The organism is Streptomyces sp. NPDC006997 (assembly GCF_040635175.1).
Taxonomy (GTDB): Bacteria; Actinomycetota; Actinomycetes; order Streptomycetales; family Streptomycetaceae; genus Streptomyces.
The window spans coordinates 110366-132455 of record NZ_JBEYHH010000022.1 but is presented as its reverse complement, the minus strand read 5'-3'; the positions used below and the strand labels follow the sequence as shown (position 1 = coordinate 132455).

Below are 22090 nucleotides of genomic sequence, written 5' to 3'. Positions count from 1 at the left end.
CGACCTCATGAGCGACCAGCTGGAACGGGCCGTCGAACAACACGGCAAGGGCGACCTCGCCACCCTCCTCGCCGGCGGCGACACCTGGACCGTCGTCGGCTGACCTCCGCGTGTTCCCGGGGCCCGGTCGGCCCGTCGGTCAGTGTGCCGACGCCGACCGGGCCTCCTCGTACGCCGCGCGGGCGCTGGTCACCTCGGCCATCCGGCGCTCGGTCCACAGCGCGAGCGCCCGGACCTGCTCGGCGGCCTCCCGGCCGAGGTCGGTGAGGGAGTAGTCGACGCGGGGTGGGATGACGGGCCTGGCGTCGCGGTGCACGAAGCCGTCCCGCTCCAGGGTCTGGAGCGTCTGGGTGAGCATCTTCTCGCTGACCCTGCCGATCGCCCGGCGCAGCTCGCTGAACCGGTACGGGCGCTCCAGCAGCCGGATCAGCACCAGAACGCCCCAGCGGCTGGTGACGTGCTCCAGCACCAGACGGTGCGGGCACATGGCGTCGCCGTCGACGAGCGTGTCGAACTGGGTACTTACCTTCATGACCGTACCTTACTTCAAAGTGGGTACTTTCCATAAGTTAGCGCCCCTCGTAGGGTGAGTGAGCAGGTCCCCCACGAGGAGAGCGCAGAGATCATGAGCATCGTCGTTACCGGAGCCACCGGCCACCTCGGCCGCCACGTCATCGAGCAGTTGCTGGGGAAGGTCCCGGCCGACCAGGTCACCGCCGTCGTCCGCGACCCGGGGAAGGCGGCCGACCTCGCCGCCCGGGGCGTCCGGCTCGCCGTCGCCGACTACAACGCCCCCGAGACCCTCGACGGCCTCTTCACCCCCGGTGACAAGGTGCTGCTCATCTCCGGCAGCGAGGTCGACAAGGACCGCGTCGGCCAGCACCGGGCCGTGATCGACGCCGCCCGCGCGGCCGGGGTCGCGCTCCTCGCCTACACCAGCGCCCCGGGCTCCCTCACCGCCGCGCTCGCCGACGACCACCGCGCCACCGAGGAGGTCCTGACCTCGTCCGGGCTGCCGTACGTGCTGCTGCGCAACGGCTGGTACCACGAGAACTACACCGAGAACCTCGCCCCCGTCCTGGCCCACGACACCGTCGTCGCCGCGGCCGGCGAGGGCCGGGTCGCCTCCGCCGCCCGTGCGGACTACGCGGCCGCCGCCGTCGCCGTACTGACCGGCGAGGGCCACGAGAACCGGACGTACGAACTGAGCGGCGACGTGGCGTGGAGCTTCGCCGAGTACGCCGCCGAGCTGTCCCGGCAGACCGGCCGGGAGATCGTCTACGACGCCGTCTCCGGTGAGGCCCTCGTCGGGATCCTGACCGGCGCGGGGCTGCCGGAGGGGTTCGCGACGGTGCTGGCCGGGGTGGACGCGTCCATCGAGAAGGGCGAGCTGGCGGCCGTCAGCGGCGACCTGTCCCGGCTGGCCGGGCGGCCGACGACACCGATCGGCGAGGCCGTCGCGGCGGCCCTCAAGGGCTGACCCCGGAACCTCGTCCCGTACTGTCATGACCGTATGGCGATACGGCCATGACAGTACGGGGCGAACGGCGCTACCTTCGTCCGGACGAGTGACGTACGAAGGAGGGCGGCCGTGGCCGAGAAGTCCAGGGGTGAGCAGCGCATCGGCCTGCTGAACGGCTTCGCGGCCTATGGGATGTGGGGGCTCGTCCCCCTCTTCTGGCCGCTGCTGAAGCCCGCCGGGGCGCTGGAGATCCTCGCTCACCGCATGGTGTGGTCGCTCGCCGTCGTCGCCGTCGCGCTGCTCGTCATACGTCGCTGGGACTGGGCCCGTGAACTGCTCCGGCAGCCGCGCCGCCTCGGCCTGGTCGCGGTCGCCGCCGCCGTCATCACCGTCAACTGGGGCCTGTACATCTGGGCCGTGAACACCGGCCATGTCGTCGAGGCGTCCCTCGGGTACTTCATCAACCCCCTGGTCACCATCGCCATGGGCGTCCTGCTGCTGAAGGAGCGGCTGCGGCCCGTGCAGTGGGTGGCGGTGGGGACAGGCTTCGCCGCCGTCCTGGTCCTGTCCGTCGGCTACGGGCGTCCGCCGTGGATCTCCCTCGCCCTCGCCTTCTCGTTCGCCGTCTACGGCCTGGTGAAGAAGAAGGTGAACCTCGGCGGCGTGGAGTCACTGGCCGCCGAGACCGCGATCCAGTTCCTGCCCGCGCTCGGCTACCTGCTGTGGCTGACCTCGCGGGGAGACTCCACCTTCAGCACCGGGACCACCGGGCACGCGGCCCTGCTCGCCGCGACCGGCCTCGTCACCGCGGCGCCGCTGGTCTGCTTCGGCGCCGCCGCGATCCGGGTGCCGCTGTCGACGCTGGGGCTCCTCCAGTACCTGGCTCCGGTCTTCCAGTTCCTGCTCGGCATCTTCTACTTCCACGAGGCCATGCCGCCCGAGCGCTGGGCCGGTTTCGCCCTGGTCTGGCTGGCCCTGACCCTGCTGACCTGGGACGCCTGGCGCAGGGTACGGCGCTCCCGGCCGCGCCCGCTGGAGGAGTTGGCCGACGTGGTGACCTCGGGCGGGCGTGAGCGGGAGCGGGACACGGTGGGCCGGTGAGCCGGGCGGGCTCGGTCCAGCGGGTTCGGCGGTTTCCGTAAATCGCACGCGTGTACGAGGATATAACTGGTCCCATGACACGGACTCCGCCCGCCACACCCCTGCACTGGAAGCTCGTCATCGACGCCGCCGACCCGCACGCACAGGCCGACTTCTGGGCCGCCGCCCTCGGGTACGAGGTCGAGGACAACAGCGCGCTGATCGAGAGGCTGCTCGGCTTCGACGCCGTACCCGCGGAACTCACGGTCGAGTCCCATGGCCGGCGCGCCTGGCGGGACCTGATCGCCGTACGGCATCCGGACGACCCCCACGACGAGGAGAGCGGCACGGGTCTGGGGCGGCGACTGCTCTTCCAGCGCGTACCCGAGCCCAAGACCGGCAAGAACCGGCTCCACCTCGACCTGCATCCCGGCGCCGGTCGGCGCGCGGACGAGGTGGAGCGGCTGCGCGGGCTGGGGGCGAGCGTGCTGCGGGAGGTCAAGGAGGCGGGTGGGGAGTGGGTCGTGATGCAGGACCCCGAGGGGAACGAGTTCTGCGTGCACTAGGTGTATTGCCCTGTGCGGCGGGGACGCGACTGGCACGCCCCCGCCGCACAGGTTGACGATCAAGCTAGGACGGTGCGTGGGCGCCTTGGGCTCTGCGGGCGCGCTGGGTGAGGCGGGCCATGCGGGCGTGGGCCGTCTCCAGCTCCTCGGCGTCCTCGGCGGCCACACCGCCCGCGGCGGCGAGTCGGGTCCACAGGGCGATCAGTTCCCGCCCGAGGGCGAGGCCCAGTTCCGGATCGCGTACGGCACGCCAGGCGGTGGCCGCGCTCTGGACGTTGCCGTAGGCCGCCTCCGCGTCGTGGGTGCGGTGGTGGACGCCCGCCAGGTCCAGGGAGAGCCGGAAGGAACGGACCGGGTCGCCCGCCAGGTAGGCGACGTAGGCGGCCAGTTCGCGGAGACGGAGCACTTCGGCGTGCTCCGGACCCCGCGTGCCGGACGCCTCACCCAGGGCCCGTTCCGCCAGTTCCGCCGCCGCTTCTATCCGGCCCGACTTCACCGCGTCACCGATCCGCGTCATGGCGGCGGACGCGCCGGTCACGCCGGTCGCGGACTGGTCGTCGTCATCGCCGAGGATCGCCTCGGCCACGGCGTCGAAACCGCGGGGCGGGGTCGGCTTGGTGTCGGAGGCCGCCGCGGGGGTGTGCCCGGTTGGGGCGAGCCCTGTCGGGGCTGGCTCGGCCGGGGCATGCCTTGCCGGGGCAGGCTGCGCCGGGGTGGGGCGTGCCGGAGCAGGGGCAGCGGGCTGCTCCGGGGGCGTCTGACGATGCCCGACGGTCGCGTACGGCCCCGTCTCCGGCACGACCCCCTCGGCGGAGCCCGGTCTCGCGGCCATCACGGGCGGGGGCCCGAACTGCCCCAACGGTGCGGAAGGCAGGGAGGGCACCGGACGGACAGGGGACGCTGACGGCACGGGGGTGCCCCCGGACGGCGCCGGCACGGACGTCGGCGCGGCGGCCCCCGACTCCCGCGGCGTCTCGACCGGCTCCCCGGTGAAGCGGCTGGACCCGTCCGGGTCCACCTGGAGCGGGACGACATAGCCGATGCGCTCGTCATGGACCGTCGCCAGGACGGGACTCTGGCTGGCGCGGGCCATACGCCGCAGGTGGCGCAGTACCGCCTGCTGGGGCTCCTCTCCCTCCCCGGCGACGACGGGCACGCCCCCGACCGTCGCGTGGCCCCCGTCGGCGCCGGTCACCCGGACCTCGATCGGTTCCCGTTGCTGATCGCGGCTGGGTACGGACATCGGTTCCTCACTCGCTTACGCCCATCGTCGTACCGTCGAGTCTCTCCGCGATCCCCGTACACACACGTCACCGCGCCGTCACAGCCTCGTCCCAAGCGCCTGGCCCGCCTTCCCGCACCCCCTCTCTTGGCCGACATTACTTGCCTGTGCATATAATGCAGCTGCACTTAATGACCGTACGCTGGCTATTCAGGAGAGCCCATGAGCCGCCGCCGTTTCCTGTTCGTGCTGGGCAGCAGCCGAAGCGAGGGCAACACCGAGCTGCTGGCCCGCCGCGCCGCCGAGCAGCTCCCCGCGGACGTCGAGCAGGAGTGGATCACCCTGGCCGACCACCCGCTGCCCGACTTCGTCGACCTCCGCCATGACGCCGACCACGTACGCCCCACCGAGGGCGAGGTCGCGCTGCTGCTCGACGCCACCCTCGCGGCGACGGACATCGTGATCGCCTCGCCGCTGTACTGGTACTCCGTCTCCAGCCACACCAAGCGCTACCTCGACTACTGGTCGGGCTGGCTGCGCACCCCCGGCGTCGACTTCAAGGCCACGATGGCCGGGCGCACCCTCTGGGGCGTCACCGCGCTCTCGGACGCCGAACCCGTCGTCGCCGATCCGCTGATCGGCACGCTCAACAACTCGGCCGCGTACCTGGGGATGCGCTTCGGCGGAGTCCTCCTCGGCAACGGCAGCAGGCCGGGCGACGTACTCAACGACACCGAGGCGCTGGCCCGCGCGAAGACCTTCCTCACGGCCGAGGCGCCACTCGCCCGCTTCCCCCAGCCGTGAGCCTCCCGGCCCCCGCTACGCCGTGATGTCCTTCGCCGTGAACCGCGCCCAGGCCGCCGAGCCGAACACCGCCGCGTACAGGCCCTGGAGGCCCAGGTTCCTCACCAGGTCGTCCCAGTAGACCGGTTCGCGCATGAGGTCGGCGAAGGACAGCCAGTAGTGGGAGAAGAAGTACGGCTGGAGCGCGTCGAGCTGGGGTATCTGGTCCAGGATCTGGATGGTGATCAGCAGTCCGACGGTCGTCGCCATCGCCGCTATGCCGCTGTTGGTCAGCGTGGAGACGAACAGGCCGAGCGCCGCGACGCCTATCAGAGAGGCGGCGACGACCAGGGCGATCAGCAGCGCCCGCAACAGGCCCTCGCCGAAGCTGATCCGGGTGCCGGAGATGGTGGTCAGCTCACCGAGTGGGAAGAGCAGCGCGCCGACCGTGAGCGCCGAGAGCGCGACCACGAGGGTGGCCGCCAGGCAGAAGGTGATGACGGTCGCGTACTTGGTGAGCAGCAGCCGGGTGCGACCGGCCGGGGCGACCAGCAGGTAGCGGAGCGTTCCGGCGTTGGCCTCACCGGCGACGGCGTCGCCCGCGACGACGCCGATGGCCATCGGCAGGAAGAACGGCAGCGTCGCGGCCAGCGCCGTGAACACCAGGAACAGCCCGTTGTTGGTGATCTGCGCGATGAACGCGGGCCCCTCACCGCCCCCGCCGCCCCCTCCGCCGAGTGAGGAGCCGTCACTCGTCTCGATCTTCACGGCCACCCCGACGAGGATCGGGACGGCGGTGAGCACCCCCAGCAGCGCGAGGGTGCGCCAGCGCCGGAAGGTGGTGCCGAGCTCGCTGCGGAAGAGACCGAACGTCCAGAGCACGGACGTCGTACGACTCCCCGAACCGGACCCGAGGTCGGATCCCGAGTCGGACCCGGAGCGGGAGTCGACGACGCCGACGGCCCCGGCGGCCACCCGCACGCCCTGCCCTGTCTCAGCCCGCGACATCGAATCCCTCCCCCGTCAGCGCCACGAACGCGTCCTCCAACGAGGCACGTTCCACTCCGAAGCCACGGACCCGTACCCCCATCCCGACCAACGCGGCAGTGAGGTCCGCGAGTTCCCCGTCCGGCGCTTCTCCCGTGACCCGGCCGTCGTCCGTGACCACGACGTCGCCGACGCCCCGCTCCTTCAGCACCCGTGCCGCCTCCGCCCCGTCCGGCGTGGTCACCACCAGCCGTCCCCGGGTGCCCGCCGCCAGGTCGGACACGGTGCCCTGGGTGATCAACCGCCCCTGCGCCATCACGGCGGCGTGCGTGCACACCTGCTCGATCTCGTCGAGGAGGTGCGAGGACAGGAACACGGTCGTGCCCTCGGCCGCCAGTTCCCTGACGAGGGCGCGGATCTCCCTCATGCCCTGCGGGTCGAGGCCGTTGGTCGGCTCGTCGAGGACGAGCAGTCTGCGGGGCTGGAGCAGCGCCGCCGCGAGACCGAGCCGCTGCTTCATCCCCAGGGAGTACGCCTTGGCCTTCTTCCCGGCGGCCGCCGCCAGCCCCACCCGCTCCAGCGCCGCCTCGACGCGGACCCGCCGGGTGCGCGGGTCGGCGGTCGGGTCGGCGGAGTCGTACCGGGTGAGGTTCTCCCGGCCGGACAGGAAGCCGTACAGCGCGGGCCCTTCGATGAGGGCGCCGACGTGGGGCAGTACGGCGCGGGCGGCGCGGGGCATCGGCTGCCCCAGCACCCGCGCCGTGCCCGACGTCGGCGCGATCAGGCCCATCAACATGCGGATGGTGGTGGTCTTGCCCGAGCCGTTGGGGCCGAGGAAGCCGAAGACGCTGCCCGCCGGGACGGTCAGGTCCAGGCCGTCCACGGCGAGTTGCCCGCCGCGGTAGCGCTTGGTGAGCGCGCGGGTGTGGATGACGGTGTCCTCCACCGGCTCCGCCACCGGGTTCCCTCCCGCGGCCTCCCCCGCGTCCGGCCGCTTCTCGTCCTGCTCCGTGGCGGACGGTTCACCCATCGGCTTCTCGGCTCCCTCGGTCGCCCCGTGCCTACTTCCCGGACTCGGCCGCCTTCACCAGCGCGTCCTTCGTCACCGCACCCACGTATACCTTGCCGTCGTCCGTGACCAGGGCGTTGACCAGGCGCGTCTTGAAGACCGTGCCCGAGCCGAAGTCGCCCTTCACCTCGTCGCCGAGGGAGCCGAGGAAGCCACCGATGTCCCCGCCGACCTCGGTGCCGGAGGGTACGCCCCGGCCGCCGGTGTCGAGGACGGCGACGGCGTTCCAGCCCTCACCGATGACGACCGGACCCTCGGCGTGCTCGCCGAGGCCCTTGCCAGCGCCGTCGTCCGTGCCCTGACCGAATCCGTCACCGAATTCCTTGTCGAGTCCCTTGGGGAAGTCCCGCTCCTGCGTCCGCGGCGCGTCACCCTCCTCGGTCACCTTCGCGCCCTTGGGCGGGGTGAAGTCGAAGGTCGACGCGGCGGGCTTGGCGTAGCTGATCCGGGTGAAGCCCGCGTCGACGACGGCGGCGCCGCCGCTCGCGGGGGTCAGCGTGAACTTCAGCGGCAGGCCGGTCTTCGCGTCCACCGCCACGGTGATGGCGCCGACCGTGGACCCGGACTGCCGGGGCTTGACGAGCAGCTTGTACGTGTCGCGCCCGGCGACCCGCGCGGTCCCGTCGACGGTCACGGCGGTGGTGTCGTCGACCGCCTTCAGGGCCTCCTCGGTGAGGTCCTTGGGCGTGGCGGGAACCTCCTCGGCCCTCTTCCCCCCGGCGGCGCCGTCGGCCGCGGTGCCGTGGTAGACCTCGTTCGAGGCGCTGTCGTAGCCCCAGACGTCCTCGCCGTTGTGGATCAGGCTGTACTCGGCGGCGTCCTCCAGCAGGGACAGCTTCTGCCGGTCCGGGCCGTCGGAGGCGACGCGCAGGGTGTGCGTGCCGGAGACCAGCTCGGTGAGCTTGGCCGAGGGGTCGGCGCTGGAGCCCTCGCCGCCGTCCTGCCCGGCCATCCCGGAGGCCAGTCCGCCGCCCAGGCCGCCGAGGTCGGGGAGCCCGAGGTCGGTGGTGATCTTCACCGTTCCGGACAGCTGCTGCACGTCCGACGCGGCGATCTTCTCTATGAGTTCCTGTGCGCTGATCTCGGGAAGGTCCGGGCTGCCGGAGTCAGCGAGCGCCGGGACGAGCCCGATGGTCGCCGCGGCCACCCCCGTCACCGCGACCGGGACCACGTACCGCGCGGCCCTGCGTCGCGCCCCGCGCGCGTCGTCTCCCCGCGTGTCCCGCGCCGCGGTCGTGTTGTCGTCGGATGCGTACGGTGCCATGTCTGCCTTACCTCTCGCGTCGGCGGCGGCTGTCCGTCTCGTCACGTCCTCGTCGCGCTCTACCCCGAGCCGCCATTCTCACCCGAATTGGTGAGGAGTGGTGTTTTCCGTGGTCTCCATCTGACCAAATCGGCCCGCGAGAAGCGTCAGACCACGGAGCCAACTCCGCGTACTGCTCGGGTATGACACGCCACGACCCCGTGTGCACCGACCCGTAGGGGTGCCGGTCACCTTGCGGTCGCAGTCCGCCGACTGGGGGCACCCCCGGGGAACCTGACGGGGACGCGGCGCACGGCGCCTCCCCCGCCGGACGGATCCGGGGGGCGCCAGCGCGGTACAGACGGGGTACGACGAGCCCCGCTCACCCCGCCCGGTGCACCACCGCGTCGCACAGCTCCGTCAGCGCCGCCTTCGCGTCGCACTCACGCAGCGGCAGCAGGGCGGCCCGCGCCTCCTCCGCGTACCGCACCGTGTCGCGCCGCGCCTGCTCCAGCGCGGGGTGGGCGCGCAGCGCCGTCAGCGCGCGCTGGTGCTGGTCGTCGTCGGTGAGGTCGGAGTCGAGCAGCTTGCACAGGGCGAGGTCCTCCTCCAGCCCCAGCCGGGCGGCGCGCTCCCGCAGCCGCAGCACGGGCAGGGTGGCGATGCCCTCGCGCAGGTCGGTGCCCGGCGTCTTGCCGGACTCGTGGGAGTCGGAGGCGATGTCCAGGACGTCGTCCGCGAGCTGGAAGGCGACGCCGAGCCGTTCGCCGTACTGGGTGAGGACGTCGATGACCGTCTCGTCTGCGCCGGACATCATCGCGCCGAACCGGCAGGCGACCGCGACCAGCGAGCCGGTCTTGCCGGAGAGGACGTCGAGGTAGTGGTCGACCGGGTCGCGCCCGTCGGTGGGGCCCGCGGTCTCCAGGATCTGGCCGGTCACGAGCCGCTCGAACGCCTCGGCCTGCACCCGCACCGCCTCCGGCCCGAGGTCGGCCAGGATGTGCGAGGCGCGGGCGAAGAGGAAGTCACCCGTGAGGACCGCGACGGAGTTGCCCCAGCGGGTGTTCGCGCTCGGCACGCCGCGCCGTACCTCCGCCTCGTCCATCACGTCGTCGTGGTACAGCGTCGCCAGGTGGGTCAGCTCCACGACCACCGCGGAAGGCACGATTCCGGGGGCGTAGGGATCGCCGAACTGAGCCGCGAGCATCACCAGCAGTGGCCGGAAACGCTTCCCGCCCGCCCGCACGAGATGCTGGGCGGCGCCGGTGATGGCAGGGACCTCACTCTTGGTTGCCTCAAGCAACCCTTCCTCGACGGCCGCCAGCCCAGCCTGGACATCGGCCTCCAGGGCCTGGTCCCGCACGCTCAGCCCGAATGGCCCGACGACGGTCACGAGGGGTCTCCTGTCTGCTGGTATCCACCGGCGCTTACGCGGTTTGTCGATACGTCGCTGCCTTCACTCAAGTCAGCGTATCCGGTCATGTTTCGATCACCGAGGGCGCCCACCGTTGCGGCACGGGCGGCATCGGATCACGGTCGGTATGTTTTTGATCATTCGATACGAGTGGATATGCGGGCTAAGTGAGTGAATACGGCCAGATACACCCGAACGTGGTGCACTGCACCCCTTTGTTCGCCATGATGGCATGAACACGCCCCCCCTCGGACGCCCCCCCGGGTGACCGATACGGCAACGACACACCCCTCGGGAGGGGTTCCGGATTCGCCAGGACACCAACCCGACCTTGAGGGCGAGTTGGCAGTAATGCCCGTTTTGACGCTCTTGTTAACGCCCGTGACATGCCTCACCCCGACCCCGCGAGTCCGCCCCCTCCCCTCCACCACTTCCTCCACCCGAACCCCCGCCATCCCCCCAGCAGTTGCTTCTGCGCCTTCACAAAGGATCAAGTACCCCGAAATCACCCGATCAAGGTCGATCACACACCGAACGGTGTGATGCGCGGATCCCGCACTTGTTTCCGACATGTGCTCTCGCATACGTTCCCGGCCTGTCGGGCGGACGCCGAATCCTGCCACCGCTCCGGCACCCACTGACTCACTCACTCATCCATGGCAGGAGCGGGGGACCCAGGTAAGTCGCCGGGCCGCGACGCGTACGACGTCACACGACGCCGTACGTCGCCACGGCACGGCTCGGGGTGAAGCCGTACCCGCGCAGGGCACGGCCGGGCAGCTCCCGCCCGAACCCGACAGCTCACCTCGCAGGCGCCGGAGAGGACGTTCACCATGCCCGCAGACGGCCAGCCCCGCCGTGCCCGCACCACCCGCCTCGCCCGCACGATCGCCCTCGCCAGCACCGGCGCCGCCGTGCTCGCGCTGCCGCTGATCGGCGCGACCAGCGCCTCCGCCCGGACCCCGACGGCCACCACGGCCGCGACCGCCGCCACGGCGTACCCGGACAACCTCGACGGCTGGATCCGCGAGTCGCTCACCGTGATGGCCCAGCACGGCATCCCGGGCAGCTACGACGCCATCTACCGCAACGTCATGCGCGAGTCGTCCGGCAACCCGGCCGCCATCAACCTCTGGGACTCCAACGCGGCCGCGGGCACCCCCTCCAAGGGCCTGCTCCAGGTCATCGACCCGACCTTCGCCGCCTACCACGTGCCCGGCACCGCCTTCAACCCGTACGACCCGGTCGCGAACATCACCGCCGCCTGCAACTACGCCGCCGCGCGGTACGGCTCGATCGACAACGTCTTCGGGGCGTACTGAGCCCCCGGCCCCGGCAGCCGGGCCGACGCCCGGCCCTCGGCCCCAGTCAGCCTTGTGAGCTGAGGCGTTCGAGGACGACGGCGACACCGTCGTCCTCGTTCGAGAGGGTGACCTCGTCCGCGACGGCCTTGAGTTCCGGGTGGGCGTTGGCCATGGCGACGCCGTGGCCCGCCCAGTCGAACATCGGGATGTCGTTGGGCATGTCGCCGAAGGCGATGGTGTCCTGCGGGCGCAGCCCGAGGTGTCCGGCGGCCAGCGCCAGCCCGGTCGCCTTGGTGACGCCGCAGGGCTGGAGTTCCACCGTCCCCGGTCCCGACATGGTGACCGTCGCCAGCGAGCCCGCCACCGCGCGGGCCACCGACGCCAACTCGTCGTCCGACAGGGTGGCGTGGCGCAACAGGACCTTGCTGATGGGCGCGCACCACAGGTCGTCGCGCCGGTCCACCCGTACCGCGGGCAGGGTGGGGTGCGGCATCTCGTAGCCCGGTTCGATGAGCGTGAGCCCCTCGACCCCGTCCTGGTCGACCGCCGCGTGGACCTGGCCGACCTCCGCCTCGATCTTGCCGAGCGCCGTCTCGGCCAACTGCCGGTCCAGGGTCACGGACCACAGCAGACGGTCCGCGCCGGCGTCGTACAACTGCGCGCCCTGCCCGCACACCGCGAGCCCCGTGCTGCCCAGGAGCTCCAGCAGCGGGCGCACCCTCGGCGCCGGTCGCCCCGTCACCACCAGATGTCGGGCGCCCACCTCGGCCACCCGGGCGAGCGTGCTGAGCGACCGGTCGGAGAAGGTGTCGTCGCCGCGGAGCAACGTCCCGTCCAGGTCGGTGGCGATGAGGGAGTACGTGGTGCGCTCGGCATATGCGATGGGTGCGGCCATGATCAGAGAATACGGACATCGCGCCCCCTTCGTTGACCCTTGTTCCGGCCTCAACTTCCTTACTCCGCTCCGTGCTTAGGCCCCGCGACCGGTTCCGGGCCCCGGGGGCCGCCGGACCAGAACAGGCACATCCCGCCACCACCTTTCCGGCATAACACCCTCTTCGGGCGTATCGGACAGTGCCCAAGACGGCCGCCTCCGCCGTAACGTGTGGCCCGACCACCTGAATGTGTGGCGCGCCCGCAGAAAGAGAGGCAGCACCCCATGCCCCCCTTCGATGTCCCCGAGGGCGATCCCTTCGGACCGCACAACCTTCCGTACGGCGTGTTCTCACTCCCCGGCAGCGCGGACCGCAGGATCGGCGTCCGCCTCGGCGACCACGTCCTCGACGCCGGTGCGGCGGCCCTGACCCTGGGCTCCCCCTATGCCGCCCTGCTCGGCCGCCCGACCTTGAACCCGCTGCTGGCCGCGGGCCGCACCACCTGGTCGGACGTACGCCGCGCGCTGACGGCGTGGGTGACCGTGCCCTCCCACCGCGAGGCCCTGGAGCCGCTGTTCCACCCGCTCTCCTCGGTGACCCTGCACCTCCCCTTCGAGGTCGCGGACTACGTCGACTTCTACGCCTCCGAGAACCACGCCCGGAACGTCGGCCAGATCTTCCGCCCGGACGCCGCGGACTCCCTGACCCCCAACTGGAAGCACCTGCCCATCGGTTACCACGGCCGCTCCGGCACGGTCGTCGTCTCCGGCACCGACGTGGTGCGCCCCTCCGGCCAGCGCAAGGCACCGACCGACCCCGCGCCGGGCTTCGGGCCCTCCGTCCGGCTGGACATCGAGGCCGAGGTCGGCTTCGTGGTCGGCGCGCCGTCACCGATGGGCAGCCCCGTCGCGCTGGGCGACTTCCGTGAGCACGTCTTCGGTCTCTGCCTCCTCAACGACTGGTCCGCACGCGACATCCAGGCCTGGGAGTACGTCCCCCTCGGTCCGTTCCTCGGCAAGTCCTTCGCCACCTCCGTCTCGGCGTGGATCACCCCGCTGGACGCCCTGGACGAGGCCCGGGTCGCCCCGCCGGAGCGCACCCACCCGCTGCTGCCCTACCTGGACGACGCCCGGGAGGAGCCCGGCGGCTACGACCTGCGTCTCTCCGTCGCCGTCAACGGCCACGTCATCTCCGACCCCCCCTTCTCCACCATGTACTGGACGGCCGCCCAGCAGCTCGCCCACATGACCGTCAACGGCGCCTCCCTGCGCACCGGTGACCTGTACGGCTCCGGTACGGTCAGCGGCCCGGCCGAACGCGAACGCGGCTCCCTGCTGGAGCTGACCTGGAACGGCCGGGACGCCCTCGAACTCCCCGACGGCAAGCGCACGTTCCTGGAGGACGGGGACGTCGTCACCATGACCGCGTGGGCGCCGGGCCCGGACGGCGCCCGGGTCGGCCTGGGCGAGGTGACCGGCCGGATCGTCGCGGCCGGCTGAGCCACCGCCCGCCACAACCGGACTCCGCCGGAGCGCTGACTCCGACCGCCCGCCGCCGTCATACTGGCGGCGGGCGGAACGCGTACGGCCCCGGCCGACCGCGCGCGCCTTGAGCCGCGCTACCCCGCGCCACCCGAACTCGCCGTACCCGTACTCCCGTTACCGCCGACCATCCCGATACTTCCGATCAGGATCCGGAGCCGAGTGGCATGACCGTCTGCCTGCTCCTGCTGAGCATCGTCGCTCTGACGGCCGCCGTACCCGTGCCGCGGCTGCTGACCCGGGCCACCTGGCCCGAGCGGGAGCCGGTGGTGGGGCTGTGGGTGTGGCAGTGCCTGGTCGCCACGGTGCTGCTGAGTTGTCTGACCGCGCTCGTCCTGGGCACCGCGGCCGTCTTCCAGACCGTGCGCGCCCAGGTCTTCGCCCCGGCACCGGCCGCCGTCACCGCCGCGTACGACCTGTCCACCGCGCCGCCCTGGGCGGTCGCCCTCACCCTGCTGCTGGCCTGCGGTGCCGCCTGGACCGGCGCCATGCTCGCCCGGGAACTGTTCGAGGCGCGGCGCCGCCGTCTGCACGCCCGCACCGTGCTGCGGGAACGCGCCCCCGACCTGCCCGCCGGGCTCCCGGCCGCCCGGGGCCCGCTGCTGGTGTTGGAGGACGAGTACCCCGACGCCTGGTGGATGCCGGGACACCCGCCCCAGCTCGTCGTCACCACGGGCGCGCTGCAACGGCTCACCGACCCCCAGCTCGACGCCGTCCTCACCCATGAGCGCGGCCATGCCCGCGCCCGCCACGACTGGCTGGTCCACCTCTCCACCGCGCTCGCCACCGGATTCCCCCACATCCCGTTGTTCGCCCACTTCTGCGACCAGACCCGCCGTCTGGTCGAACTCGCCGCCGACGACACGGCGTCCCGCCGCTGCGGCCACCTCACCACCGCGCTGGCCCTGATCGAGCTGAACCAGCACCGCGGCGTCCTGTCCTGCGCCTCCAGCCGTCGACTCCTCGGGGAGCGCGTGGACCGGCTGCTGGAGCCCCCGCCCCGCCTGGGCCGCCGCGACCGCGCCCTGACCACCACGGCGGCGGCGCTGGTGCCCCTGCTCCCCCTCCTGATCACCTTCGCCCCGGGCCTGACCGCGCTGAGCTGACGGCGGCCGCTCCCGGTCCTCCGGATACGCCCAGTCCTCCGGCTATGCCCAGTCCTCCGGCTCCGGCTCGGGTTCCGTCTCCGGCCACATGCCGTCGTCGTCCGCGGCGGCCCTGGCCGCCGGGCGCGTCCCCGTGCTGTCCGGCTCCGCTCCCACCTCCGCGCCCGACTCGCCGCCGTCGCCGCCGAGGCCGGCGAGGACGCCGAGCACTCCCTCCCCGTACGTCGCCAGCTTCTTCTCGCCGACGCCGCTGATGCCGCCGAGCTGCGCCACCGACGTCGGCCACGCCATGGCGATCTCCCGCAGCGTGGCGTCGTGGAAGATGACGTACGCGGGGACGCCCTGCTCACGGGCCTGCTCGGCGCGCCAGGCACGCAGCGCCTCGAACGCGGGCAGCAGCTCCGCGGGCAGCTCCGCCGCCGCCGTCTTCGCCTTGCGCTCGCCGCGCCCGGAGCCCGTCGAGCCGGACGCCGACGACGACCGGGCGGGCTTCTTCGGCTCCTTGCGCAGCGGCACCTCCCGCTCCCGCCGCAGCACCGCCCCGCTCGCGTCCGTGAGCACCAGCGTGCCGTACTCGCCCTCGACCGCGAGCAGGCCCTGGGCCAGCAGCTGCCGGACGACACCGCGCCACTCGCCCTCGGTCAGCTCCTGGCCGATGCCGAACACGGAGAGCTGGTCGTGGTCGAACTGGATCACCTTGCCGGTGCGCTTGCCCAGCAGGATGTCGACGATCTGCACCGCGCCGAACTTCTGCCCGCGCTCCCGCTGCAACCGCACCACCGCCGACAGCACCTTCTGCGCGGCGACCGTGCCGTCCCAGGTCTCCGGTGGTGTCAGACAGGTGTCGCAGTTGCCGCATCCCGCCGGGGCGGGTTCCTGGCCGAAGTAGGCGAGCAGCTGGCCCCGGCGGCACCGGGCGGTCTCGCACAGCGCCAGCATCGAGTCCAGGTGCGCGGCGGCCCGCCGCTGGAACGCCTCGTCGCCCTCGCCGGACTGGATCAGCTTGCGCTGCTGTATGACGTCGTTGAGGCCGTACGCCATCCAGGCCGTGGACGGCAGTCCGTCCCGTCCGGCGCGGCCGGTCTCCTGGTAGTAGCCCTCCACCGACTTGGGCAGGTCGAGGTGGGCGACGAAGCGGACGTCGGGCTTGTCGATGCCCATGCCGAAGGCGATGGTCGCCACCACGACCAGGCCCTCCTCCCGGAGGAACCGGGACTGGTGCGCGGCGCGCGTGCCCGCGTCCAGACCCGCGTGGTACGGCACGGCCTCGATGCCGTTGCGGGTCAGGAACTCGGCCGTCTTCTCCACCGAGTTACGGGAGAGGCAGTAGACGATGCCCGCGTCCCCGGCGTGCTCCTCGCGCAGGAAGCCGAGCAGTTGCTTCTTGGGGTCGGCCTTGGGCACGATCCGGTACTGGATGTTGGGCCGGTCGAAGCTGGCGACGAAGTGCCGGGCCGTCGGCATGTTCAGCCGCTCGGTGATCTCGCGGTGCGTCGCGTGGGTGGCGGTGGCCGTGAGCGCGATCCGCGGGACGTCCGGCCAGCGCTCGCCGAGCAGGGACAGGGCGAGGTAGTCGGGGCGGAAGTCGTGGCCCCACTGGGACACGCAGTGCGCCTCGTCGATCGCGAAGAGGGCGATCTTCCCGCGCGAGAGCAGGTCCAGCGTGGCGTCGACCCGCAGCCGCTCGGGCGCCAGGTACAGCAGGTCCAGCTCGCCCGCCAGGAACTCGGCCTCCACCACCCGCCGCTCGTCGAAGTCCTGGGTGGAGTTGATGAACCCGGCGCGCACGCCCGCCGCCCGCAGCGCGTCCACCTGGTCCTGCATCAGCGCGATCAGCGGCGAGACCACGATGCCGGTGCCGGGTCTGACCAGGGACGGGATCTGGTAGCACAGCGACTTGCCGCCGCCGGTCGGCATCAGGACGACGGCGTCCCCACCGGCCACCACGTGCTCGATGACGGCTTCCTGCTCACCGCGGAAGGCGTCGTACCCGAACACCCGGTGCAGCGTGGCCAACGTCTCACTCTGCGTCACTGCCATCTCGGCGATACCGCCCGTCCCACCCATCGTCATGTCCCCCGTACGTCGTCCCTCGACCACTGCGTCCACGATAGGGGTCCGCACCGACAGCCCCCGGAGTTATCCACAGGCTCACCCCCGCGGTACTACCGGCGACCACCCCGCCGTACCGGATACGCCGCTGCCCGGCGCCCCTGGCCTTCCAGGGACGCCGGGCAGCGGCTCGACAGCGGACGGGTCAGCGCACGAACACCCCCGCCTGCCCCGCCAGGTCCAGGAAGTACTGCGGTGCCACACCCAGCACCAGCGTGACCGCCACGCCCACCCCGATCGCCGTCATCGTCAGCGGTGACGGCACGGCGACGGTCGGGCCCTCGGCCTTGGGCTCGCTGAAGAACATCAGCACGATCACGCGGACGTAGAAGAACGCCGCGATCGCCGACGAGATCACACCGACCACGACCAGCGGACCCGCGCCACCCTCGGCCGCCGCCTTGAACACGGCGAACTTCCCGGCGAAACCGCTGGTCAGCGGGATGCCCGCGAAAGCCAGCAGGAACACCGCGAAGACCGCCGCGACCAGCGGCGACCTGCGGCCGAGCCCGGCCCACTTGGACAGGTGCGTCGCCTCGCCGCCCGCGTCCCGCACCAGCGTGACCACCGCGAAGGCGCCGATCGTCACGAACGAGTACGCGGCCAGGTAGAACAGCACCGAGGAGACGCCCTCCGGCGTGGTCGCGATGACACCGGCGAGGATGAAGCCCGCGTGGGCGATCGACGAGTACGCCAGCAGCCGCTTGATGTCGGTCTGCGTGATGGCGACGATCGCGCCGCCGAGCATGGTGATGATCGCCACGCCCCACATCACCGGCCGCCAGTCCCAGCGCAGGCCCGGCAGCACCACGTACAGGATGCGCAGCAGCGCGCCGAACGCGGCCACCTTCGTCGCCGCCGCCATGAAACCGGTCACCGGCGTCGGAGCGCCCTGGTACACGTCCGGCGTCCACATGTGGAACGGCACCGCGCCCACCTTGAACAGCAGGCCCATCACGATCAGCCCGGAGCCGACGAGCAGCAGCGCGTCGTTGCCCATGGTCGACGCCAGCGCGGGCGTGACCTCGGTGACGGTGCCGTCGACGACCTGCGCGATCGTGCCGTACGACATCGAGCCCGCGTAGCCGTACAGCAGGGCGATGCCGAACAGGGTGAACGCGGACGCGAACGCGCCCAGCAGGAAGTACTTGACCGCGGCCTCCTGCGACACCAGCCGCTTGCGGCGGGCCAGCGCGCACAGCAGGTACAGCGGCAGCGAGAAGACCTCCAGCGCCACGAACAGCGTCAGCAGGTCGTTGGCCGCGGGGAACAGCAGCATTCCGGCGACCGCGAACATCAGCAGCGGGAACACCTCGGTGGTGGTGAACCCGGCCTTCACCGCGGCCTGTTCGCTCTCACTGCCGGGCACTGACGCGGCCTGCGCCGCGAAGGAGTCGACCCGGTTGCCGTGCGCCTCCGGATCGAGCCGCCGCTCGGCGAACGTGAACAGCGCGACCAGCGCCGCCAGCACGATGGTGCCCTGCAGGAACAGCGCCGGTCCGTCGACCGCGATGGCGCCCATCGCCGCGATCCGGGCCTTCGTGGTGCCGTACCCGTTGGCCGCGAGGGCGACGACCGCGGCGAACGAGGCCGCCAGCGCGACGGTGGCGAGGAACACCTGGGCGTAGTAACGGGACTTGCGCGGGACGAACGCCTCGATCAGCACGCCGAGGATCGCCGCGCCCACCACGATCAGGGTGGGCGCGAGCTGCCCGTACTCGATCTTCGGCGCGTCGATCTTCGAGATCGGGTCGGCCGCCGTTGTCCACAGGCTGTGGACGGCTGTTGCGCTCACTTGGCCGCCTCCACGTCGGGCCGGGGATCCTTCTGCTGTACGTCCGACAACGTCTGTTTGACCGCCGGGTTGACGATGTCCGTCACGGGCTTCGGGTAGACCCCGAGGAAGATCAACAGCACGACCAGCGGCGCGACGACGGCCAGCTCCCGCACCCTGAGGTCGGGCATCTTGGCCACCTCGGCCTTCACCGGGCCGGTCATCGTCCGCTGGTAGAGGACGAGGGTGTAGAGCGCGGCGAGCACGATGCCGAAGGTGGCGATGACGCCGACCGCCGGATACCGCGAGAACGTGCCGACCAGCACCAGGAACTCACTCACGAAGGGTGCGAGACCCGGCAGCGACAGGGTCGCGAGGCCGCCGATCAGGAACGTGCCGGCGAGCACCGGGGCGACCTTCTGCACACCGCCGTAGTCGGCGATGAGCCGCGAGCCGCGCCGGGAGATCAGGAACCCGGCGACCAGCATCAGCGCGGCGGTGGAGATGCCGTGGTTGACCATGTACAGCGTCGCGCCGGACTGGCCCTGGCTGGTCATCGCGAAGATGCCCATGATGATGAAGCCGAAGTGCGAGATCGACGCGTACGCCACCAGGCGCTTGATGTCGCGCTGGCCGACGGCGAGCAGCGCCCCGTAGACGATGCTGATCAGCGCCAGTACGAGGATGGCGGGCGTCGCCCACTTCGACGCCTCCGGGAACAGCCCGAGGCAGAAGCGGAGCATCGCGAAGGTGCCCACCTTGTCGACGACCGCGGTGATCAGCACGGCGACCGGGGCGGTGGACTCGCCCATGGCGTTGGGCAGCCAGGTGTGCAGCGGCCACAGCGGCGCCTTCACCGCGAAGGCGAAGAAGAAGCCGAGGAACAGCCAGCGTTCGGTGCTGGTCGCCATGTCCAACTGGCCGCTCGCGCGGGCCTCTGCGATTTCCGGGAGCGAGAAGTTCCCGGCGACCACGTAGAGGCCGATCACCGCCGCCAGCATGATCAGGCCACCGGCGAGGTTGTAGAGCAGGAACTTCACCGCGGCGTACGACCGCTGCGTGGCCGCCACTTCCTCGCCGTGCTCGTGGGCACGGTCCCCGAAGCCTCCGATGAGGAAGTACATCGGGATGAGCATGGCCTCGAAGAAGATGTAGAAGAGGAAGACGTCGGTGGCCTCGAAGGAGATGATCACCATCGCCTCGACGGCCAGGATCAGCGCGAAGAAGCCCTGAGTGGGCCGCCACCGCTTGCTGCCGGTCTCCAGCGGGTCGGCGTCGTGCCAGCCCGCGAGGATGATGAACGGCATGAGGACGGCGGTCAGCGCGATCAGCGCGACCGCGATGCCGTCCACACCCAGTTCGTAGCGGACCCCGAAGTCGGCGATCCAGGAGTGGGATTCGGTGAGCTGGTAGCGGTCACCGTCCGGGTCGAAGCGGACCAGGACGGTGATGGCCAGCGCGAGCGTGGCCAGCGAGACGAGCAGGGCCAGCCACTTGGCGGTGGTGCGCCGCGCGGCCGGTACGGCCGCCGTGGCGACCGCCCCGAGCGCGGGCAGTACCGCCGTCGCTGTCAGCAGGGGAAAGGACATCGGTATCAGACCGCCCTCATCAGCAGGGTCGCGGCGACCAGGACCGCCGCACCGCCGAACATCGAGACCGCGTACGACCGCGCGAAGCCGTTCTGGAGCCTGCGCAGCCGTCCCGAGAGGCCGCCGACCGAGGCCGCCGTGCCGTTGACGACTCCGTCGACCAGGGTGTGGTCGACGTACACCAGGGAGCGGGTGAGGTGCTCTCCGCCGCGTACCAGGACGACGTGGTTGAAGTCGTCCTGGAGCAGGTCACGCCGGGCGGCCCGGGTGAGCAGCGACCCGCGCGGGGCGACGGCCGGGACCGGTCGGCGCCCGTACTGCGCCCACGCGAGCGCCACGCCGACGACCATGCAGGCGACGGTCGCGGCGGTGACGGTGGCCGCGCCGATCGGGGCGTGCCCGTGGTCGTGGCCGGTGACCGGCTCCAGCCAGTGCAGGAAGCGGTCACCGATGCTGAAGAACGCGCCGCCCGCGACCGAGCCGACGGCCAGCACGATCATCGGGATCGTCATGACCTTGGGGGACTCGTGCGGGTGCGGTGCCTCGTACGCACCGCGGGTCTCGGCGGCGGGCTCCACGCTCGGCTCCGCCGGGGACGGCGTCGGGGCGTTGCGCCAGCGCTCCTCGCCGAAGAACGTCATCAGCATCACGCGCGTCATGTAGTACGCGGTGATCGCGGCGCCCAGCAGGGCGACGGAGCCGAGGATCCAGCCCTCGGTGCCGCCCTTGGCGAACGCCGCCTCGATGATCTTGTCCTTGGAGAAGAAGCCGGACAGGCCAGGGAAGCCGATGATGGCGAGGTAGCCGAGGCCGAAGGTGACGAAGGTGACCGGCATGTACTTGCGCAGGCCGCCGTAGCGGCGCATGTCGACCTCGTCGTTCATGCCGTGCATGACCGAACCGGCGCCGAGGAACAGACCGGCCTTGAAGAAGCCGTGCGTCACCAGGTGCATGATCGCGAAGACGTAGCCGATGGGGCCGAGGCCCGCGGCCAGGATCATGTAGCCGATCTGCGACATCGTCGAACCGGCCAGCGCCTTCTTGATGTCGTCCTTCGCGCAACCGACGATCGCACCGAACAGCAGCGTGACCGCGCCGACGATGGTGACGACGAGTTGCGCGTCCGGCGCGGCGTTGAAGATCGCTCCGGAGCGGACGATCAGGTACACGCCCGCGGTGACCATCGTCGCGGCGTGGATCAGCGCGGAGACCGGCGTCGGGCCCTCCATCGCGTCCCCGAGCCAGGACTGGAGCGGCACCTGGGCGGACTTGCCGCACGCGGCGAGCAGCAGCATCAGGCCGATCGCGGTGAGGGTGCCCTCGGAGGTCTCCCCCACGCTGTCCAGCACCGGTCCGAAGGCGAAGGTGCCGAAGGTGGTGAACATCAGCATGATCGCGATGGACAGGCCGACGTCACCGACGCGGTTGACCAGGAACGCCTTCTTCGCGGCGGTCGCGGCGCTGGGCTTGTGCTGCCAGAAGCCGATGAGCAGGTAGGAGGCGAGACCGACGCCCTCCCAGCCGACGTACAGCAGCAGGTAGTTGTCGGCGAGGACGAGCAGCAGCATCGCCGCGAGGAACAGGTTCAGGTAGCCGAAGAAGCGGCGGCGCCGCTCGTCGTGCTCCATGTACCCGACCGAGTACAGGTGGATCAGCGAGCCGACGCCGGTGATCAGCAGCACGAACGTCATCGACAGCTGGTCGAGCCGGAAGGCGACGTCGGCCTGGAAGCCCTCGACGGGGATCCAGCTGAACAGGTGCTGTGTGAGCGTCCGTTCCTCGGCGCCCTTGCCGAGCAGGTCGCCGAAGAGGACGAGGCCGATCCCGAAGGAGACGGCCGCGAGGGCGGTGCCGAGCCAGTGGCCGACGGCGTCGAGCCGCCGGCCGCCGCACAGCAGGACGGCCGCTCCGAGCAGGGGCGCCGCGACCAGCAGCGCAATCAGGTTCTCCACGATTCTTCCGA

At 71.4% G+C, this 22090-nt stretch carries 18 protein-coding genes and 1 riboswitch; of the genes, 7 read left to right on the top strand and 11 right to left on the bottom strand.

Annotated elements, in window-relative coordinates; translation table 11 throughout:
• Positions 1 to 139: 139 nt before the first annotated feature.
• The gene (locus ABZ659_RS22840) at positions 140 to 532 is read right to left on the bottom strand and encodes a helix-turn-helix domain-containing protein (protein ID WP_360223059.1); all 393 of its coding nucleotides are present in this window, start codon (positions 530 to 532) and stop codon (positions 140 to 142) included.
• 93 nt (positions 533 to 625) lie between these two features.
• Between ABZ659_RS22840 and ABZ659_RS22835 the strand changes: the two genes are divergently transcribed.
• From ABZ659_RS22835 to ABZ659_RS22825, 3 genes are all read left to right on the top strand, one after another.
• Complete coding sequence (locus tag ABZ659_RS22835) at positions 626 to 1480, top strand: SDR family oxidoreductase (RefSeq protein WP_360223056.1); 855 nt, start codon at positions 626 to 628, stop codon at positions 1478 to 1480.
• Between the two features lie 111 nt (positions 1481 to 1591).
• Positions 1592 to 2563 carry an EamA family transporter RarD gene (gene rarD / locus ABZ659_RS22830; RefSeq protein WP_360223053.1) on the top strand — a complete coding sequence of 324 codons (972 nt, stop codon included), beginning with the start codon at positions 1592 to 1594 and terminating at the stop codon, positions 2561 to 2563.
• A gap of 74 nt (positions 2564 to 2637) precedes the next feature.
• Complete coding sequence (locus tag ABZ659_RS22825) at positions 2638 to 3108, top strand: VOC family protein (protein ID WP_360223049.1); 471 nt, start codon at positions 2638 to 2640, stop codon at positions 3106 to 3108.
• A 64-nt stretch (positions 3109 to 3172) separates the two neighbouring features.
• Here ABZ659_RS22825 and ABZ659_RS22820 read toward each other — a convergent pair whose 3' ends face one another.
• A complete protein-coding gene (locus ABZ659_RS22820) occupies positions 3173 to 4351 on the bottom strand; it encodes a tetratricopeptide repeat protein (protein WP_360223046.1) in 1179 nt (392 codons plus the stop codon).
• Positions 4352 to 4552: 201 nt separating this feature from the next.
• Here ABZ659_RS22820 and ABZ659_RS22815 point away from each other — a divergent pair, with 201 nt between their 5' ends.
• Entirely contained in the window at positions 4553 to 5134 is a 582-nt protein-coding gene (locus tag ABZ659_RS22815) for an NAD(P)H-dependent oxidoreductase (protein WP_360223043.1), read from the top strand.
• Between the two features lie 15 nt (positions 5135 to 5149).
• On the opposite strand, the gene ABZ659_RS22810 is transcribed toward ABZ659_RS22815, so the two are convergent.
• The 4 genes from ABZ659_RS22810 to ABZ659_RS22795 form a co-directional block, all read right to left on the bottom strand.
• The gene (locus tag ABZ659_RS22810) at positions 5150 to 6121 is read right to left on the bottom strand and encodes an ABC transporter permease (protein ID WP_360223040.1); all 972 of its coding nucleotides are present in this window, start codon (positions 6119 to 6121) and stop codon (positions 5150 to 5152) included.
• Positions 6108 to 7130 (bottom strand): ABC transporter ATP-binding protein, encoded by a 1023-nt coding sequence (locus tag ABZ659_RS22805; RefSeq protein ID WP_360223037.1) that lies wholly within the window; start codon positions 7128 to 7130, stop codon positions 6108 to 6110. Before ABZ659_RS22805 ends, ABZ659_RS22810 begins: the two co-directional genes overlap by 14 nt.
• A 31-nt stretch (positions 7131 to 7161) precedes the next feature.
• Positions 7162 to 8433 carry a DUF2092 domain-containing protein gene (locus ABZ659_RS22800; protein WP_360223034.1) on the bottom strand — a complete coding sequence of 424 codons (1272 nt, stop codon included), beginning with the start codon at positions 8431 to 8433 and terminating at the stop codon, positions 7162 to 7164.
• Between the two features lie 361 nt (positions 8434 to 8794).
• Positions 8795 to 9805, bottom strand: coding sequence for a polyprenyl synthetase family protein (locus ABZ659_RS22795; RefSeq protein WP_360223031.1), 1011 nt, complete (start codon positions 9803 to 9805; stop codon positions 8795 to 8797).
• 658 nt (positions 9806 to 10463) lie between these two features.
• Positions 10464 to 10654: riboswitch (cyclic di-AMP (ydaO/yuaA leader) on the top strand.
• A gap of 5 nt (positions 10655 to 10659) precedes the next feature.
• Here ABZ659_RS22795 and ABZ659_RS22790 point away from each other — a divergent pair.
• A complete protein-coding gene (locus tag ABZ659_RS22790) occupies positions 10660 to 11148 on the top strand; it encodes a transglycosylase SLT domain-containing protein (RefSeq protein ID WP_360223028.1) in 489 nt (162 codons plus the stop codon).
• Positions 11149 to 11194: 46 nt separating this feature from the next.
• On the opposite strand, the gene ABZ659_RS22785 is transcribed toward ABZ659_RS22790, so the two are convergent.
• Positions 11195 to 12025, bottom strand: a complete 831-nt coding sequence (locus ABZ659_RS22785; protein WP_360223025.1) for an HAD family hydrolase — start codon at positions 12023 to 12025, stop codon at positions 11195 to 11197.
• A 264-nt stretch (positions 12026 to 12289) separates the two neighbouring features.
• Between ABZ659_RS22785 and fahA the strand changes: the two genes are divergently transcribed.
• Both fahA and ABZ659_RS22775 read left to right on the top strand, forming a co-directional pair.
• Positions 12290 to 13504, top strand: a complete 1215-nt coding sequence (gene fahA / locus ABZ659_RS22780; protein WP_360223022.1) for a fumarylacetoacetase — start codon at positions 12290 to 12292, stop codon at positions 13502 to 13504.
• A 209-nt stretch (positions 13505 to 13713) separates the two neighbouring features.
• On the top strand, positions 13714 to 14652 hold the full coding sequence (locus tag ABZ659_RS22775; protein ID WP_360223019.1) for a M56 family metallopeptidase: 939 nt from the start codon (positions 13714 to 13716) through the stop codon (positions 14650 to 14652).
• Between the two features lie 42 nt (positions 14653 to 14694).
• Here ABZ659_RS22775 and recQ read toward each other — a convergent pair whose 3' ends face one another.
• The 4 genes from recQ to nuoL all read right to left on the bottom strand — a co-directional run bounded on the left by recQ (position 14695) and on the right by nuoL (position 22079).
• Positions 14695 to 16719 carry a DNA helicase RecQ gene (gene recQ / locus ABZ659_RS22770; protein ID WP_360223076.1) on the bottom strand — a complete coding sequence of 675 codons (2025 nt, stop codon included), beginning with the start codon at positions 16717 to 16719 and terminating at the stop codon, positions 14695 to 14697.
• 190 nt (positions 16720 to 16909) lie between these two features.
• Positions 16910 to 18559 (bottom strand): NADH-quinone oxidoreductase subunit NuoN, encoded by a 1650-nt coding sequence (nuoN, locus tag ABZ659_RS22765; RefSeq protein WP_360223016.1) that lies wholly within the window; start codon positions 18557 to 18559, stop codon positions 16910 to 16912.
• Positions 18556 to 20127: an NADH-quinone oxidoreductase subunit M gene (locus ABZ659_RS22760; RefSeq protein ID WP_360223013.1), complete on the bottom strand. Its 1572-nt coding sequence runs from the start codon at positions 20125 to 20127 to the stop codon at positions 18556 to 18558. The genes nuoN and ABZ659_RS22760 overlap by 4 nt, the downstream gene beginning before the upstream one ends.
• A gap of 5 nt (positions 20128 to 20132) precedes the next feature.
• Positions 20133 to 22079, bottom strand: a complete 1947-nt coding sequence (nuoL, locus tag ABZ659_RS22755; RefSeq protein ID WP_360223010.1) for an NADH-quinone oxidoreductase subunit L — start codon at positions 22077 to 22079, stop codon at positions 20133 to 20135.
• Positions 22080 to 22090 lie beyond the last annotated feature (11 nt).

Excerpts from the sequence above, each read along its gene's own strand:
- ABZ659_RS22840 (WP_360223059.1), bottom strand. The coding sequence starts at position 532 with ATGAAGGTAAGTACCCAGTTCGACACGCTCGTCGACGGCGACGCCATG.
- ABZ659_RS22835 (WP_360223056.1), top strand. The coding sequence starts at position 626 with ATGAGCATCGTCGTTACCGGAGCCACCGGCCACCTCGGCCGCCACGTC.
- ABZ659_RS22825 (WP_360223049.1), top strand. The coding sequence starts at position 2,638 with ATGACACGGACTCCGCCCGCCACACCCCTGCACTGGAAGCTCGTCATC.
- ABZ659_RS22820 (WP_360223046.1), bottom strand. The coding sequence starts at position 4,351 with ATGTCCGTACCCAGCCGCGATCAGCAACGGGAACCGATCGAGGTCCGG.
- ABZ659_RS22815 (WP_360223043.1), top strand. The coding sequence starts at position 4,553 with ATGAGCCGCCGCCGTTTCCTGTTCGTGCTGGGCAGCAGCCGAAGCGAG.
- ABZ659_RS22810 (WP_360223040.1), bottom strand. The coding sequence starts at position 6,121 with ATGTCGCGGGCTGAGACAGGGCAGGGCGTGCGGGTGGCCGCCGGGGCC.
- ABZ659_RS22805 (WP_360223037.1), bottom strand. The coding sequence starts at position 7,130 with ATGGGTGAACCGTCCGCCACGGAGCAGGACGAGAAGCGGCCGGACGCG.
- ABZ659_RS22800 (WP_360223034.1), bottom strand. The coding sequence starts at position 8,433 with ATGGCACCGTACGCATCCGACGACAACACGACCGCGGCGCGGGACACG.
- ABZ659_RS22790 (WP_360223028.1), top strand. The coding sequence starts at position 10,660 with ATGCCCGCAGACGGCCAGCCCCGCCGTGCCCGCACCACCCGCCTCGCC.
- ABZ659_RS22785 (WP_360223025.1), bottom strand. The coding sequence starts at position 12,025 with ATGGCCGCACCCATCGCATATGCCGAGCGCACCACGTACTCCCTCATC.
- fahA (WP_360223022.1), top strand. The coding sequence starts at position 12,290 with ATGCCCCCCTTCGATGTCCCCGAGGGCGATCCCTTCGGACCGCACAAC.
- ABZ659_RS22775 (WP_360223019.1), top strand. The coding sequence starts at position 13,714 with ATGACCGTCTGCCTGCTCCTGCTGAGCATCGTCGCTCTGACGGCCGCC.
- recQ (WP_360223076.1), bottom strand. The coding sequence starts at position 16,719 with ATGGGTGGGACGGGCGGTATCGCCGAGATGGCAGTGACGCAGAGTGAG.
- ABZ659_RS22760 (WP_360223013.1), bottom strand. The coding sequence starts at position 20,127 with ATGTCCTTTCCCCTGCTGACAGCGACGGCGGTACTGCCCGCGCTCGGG.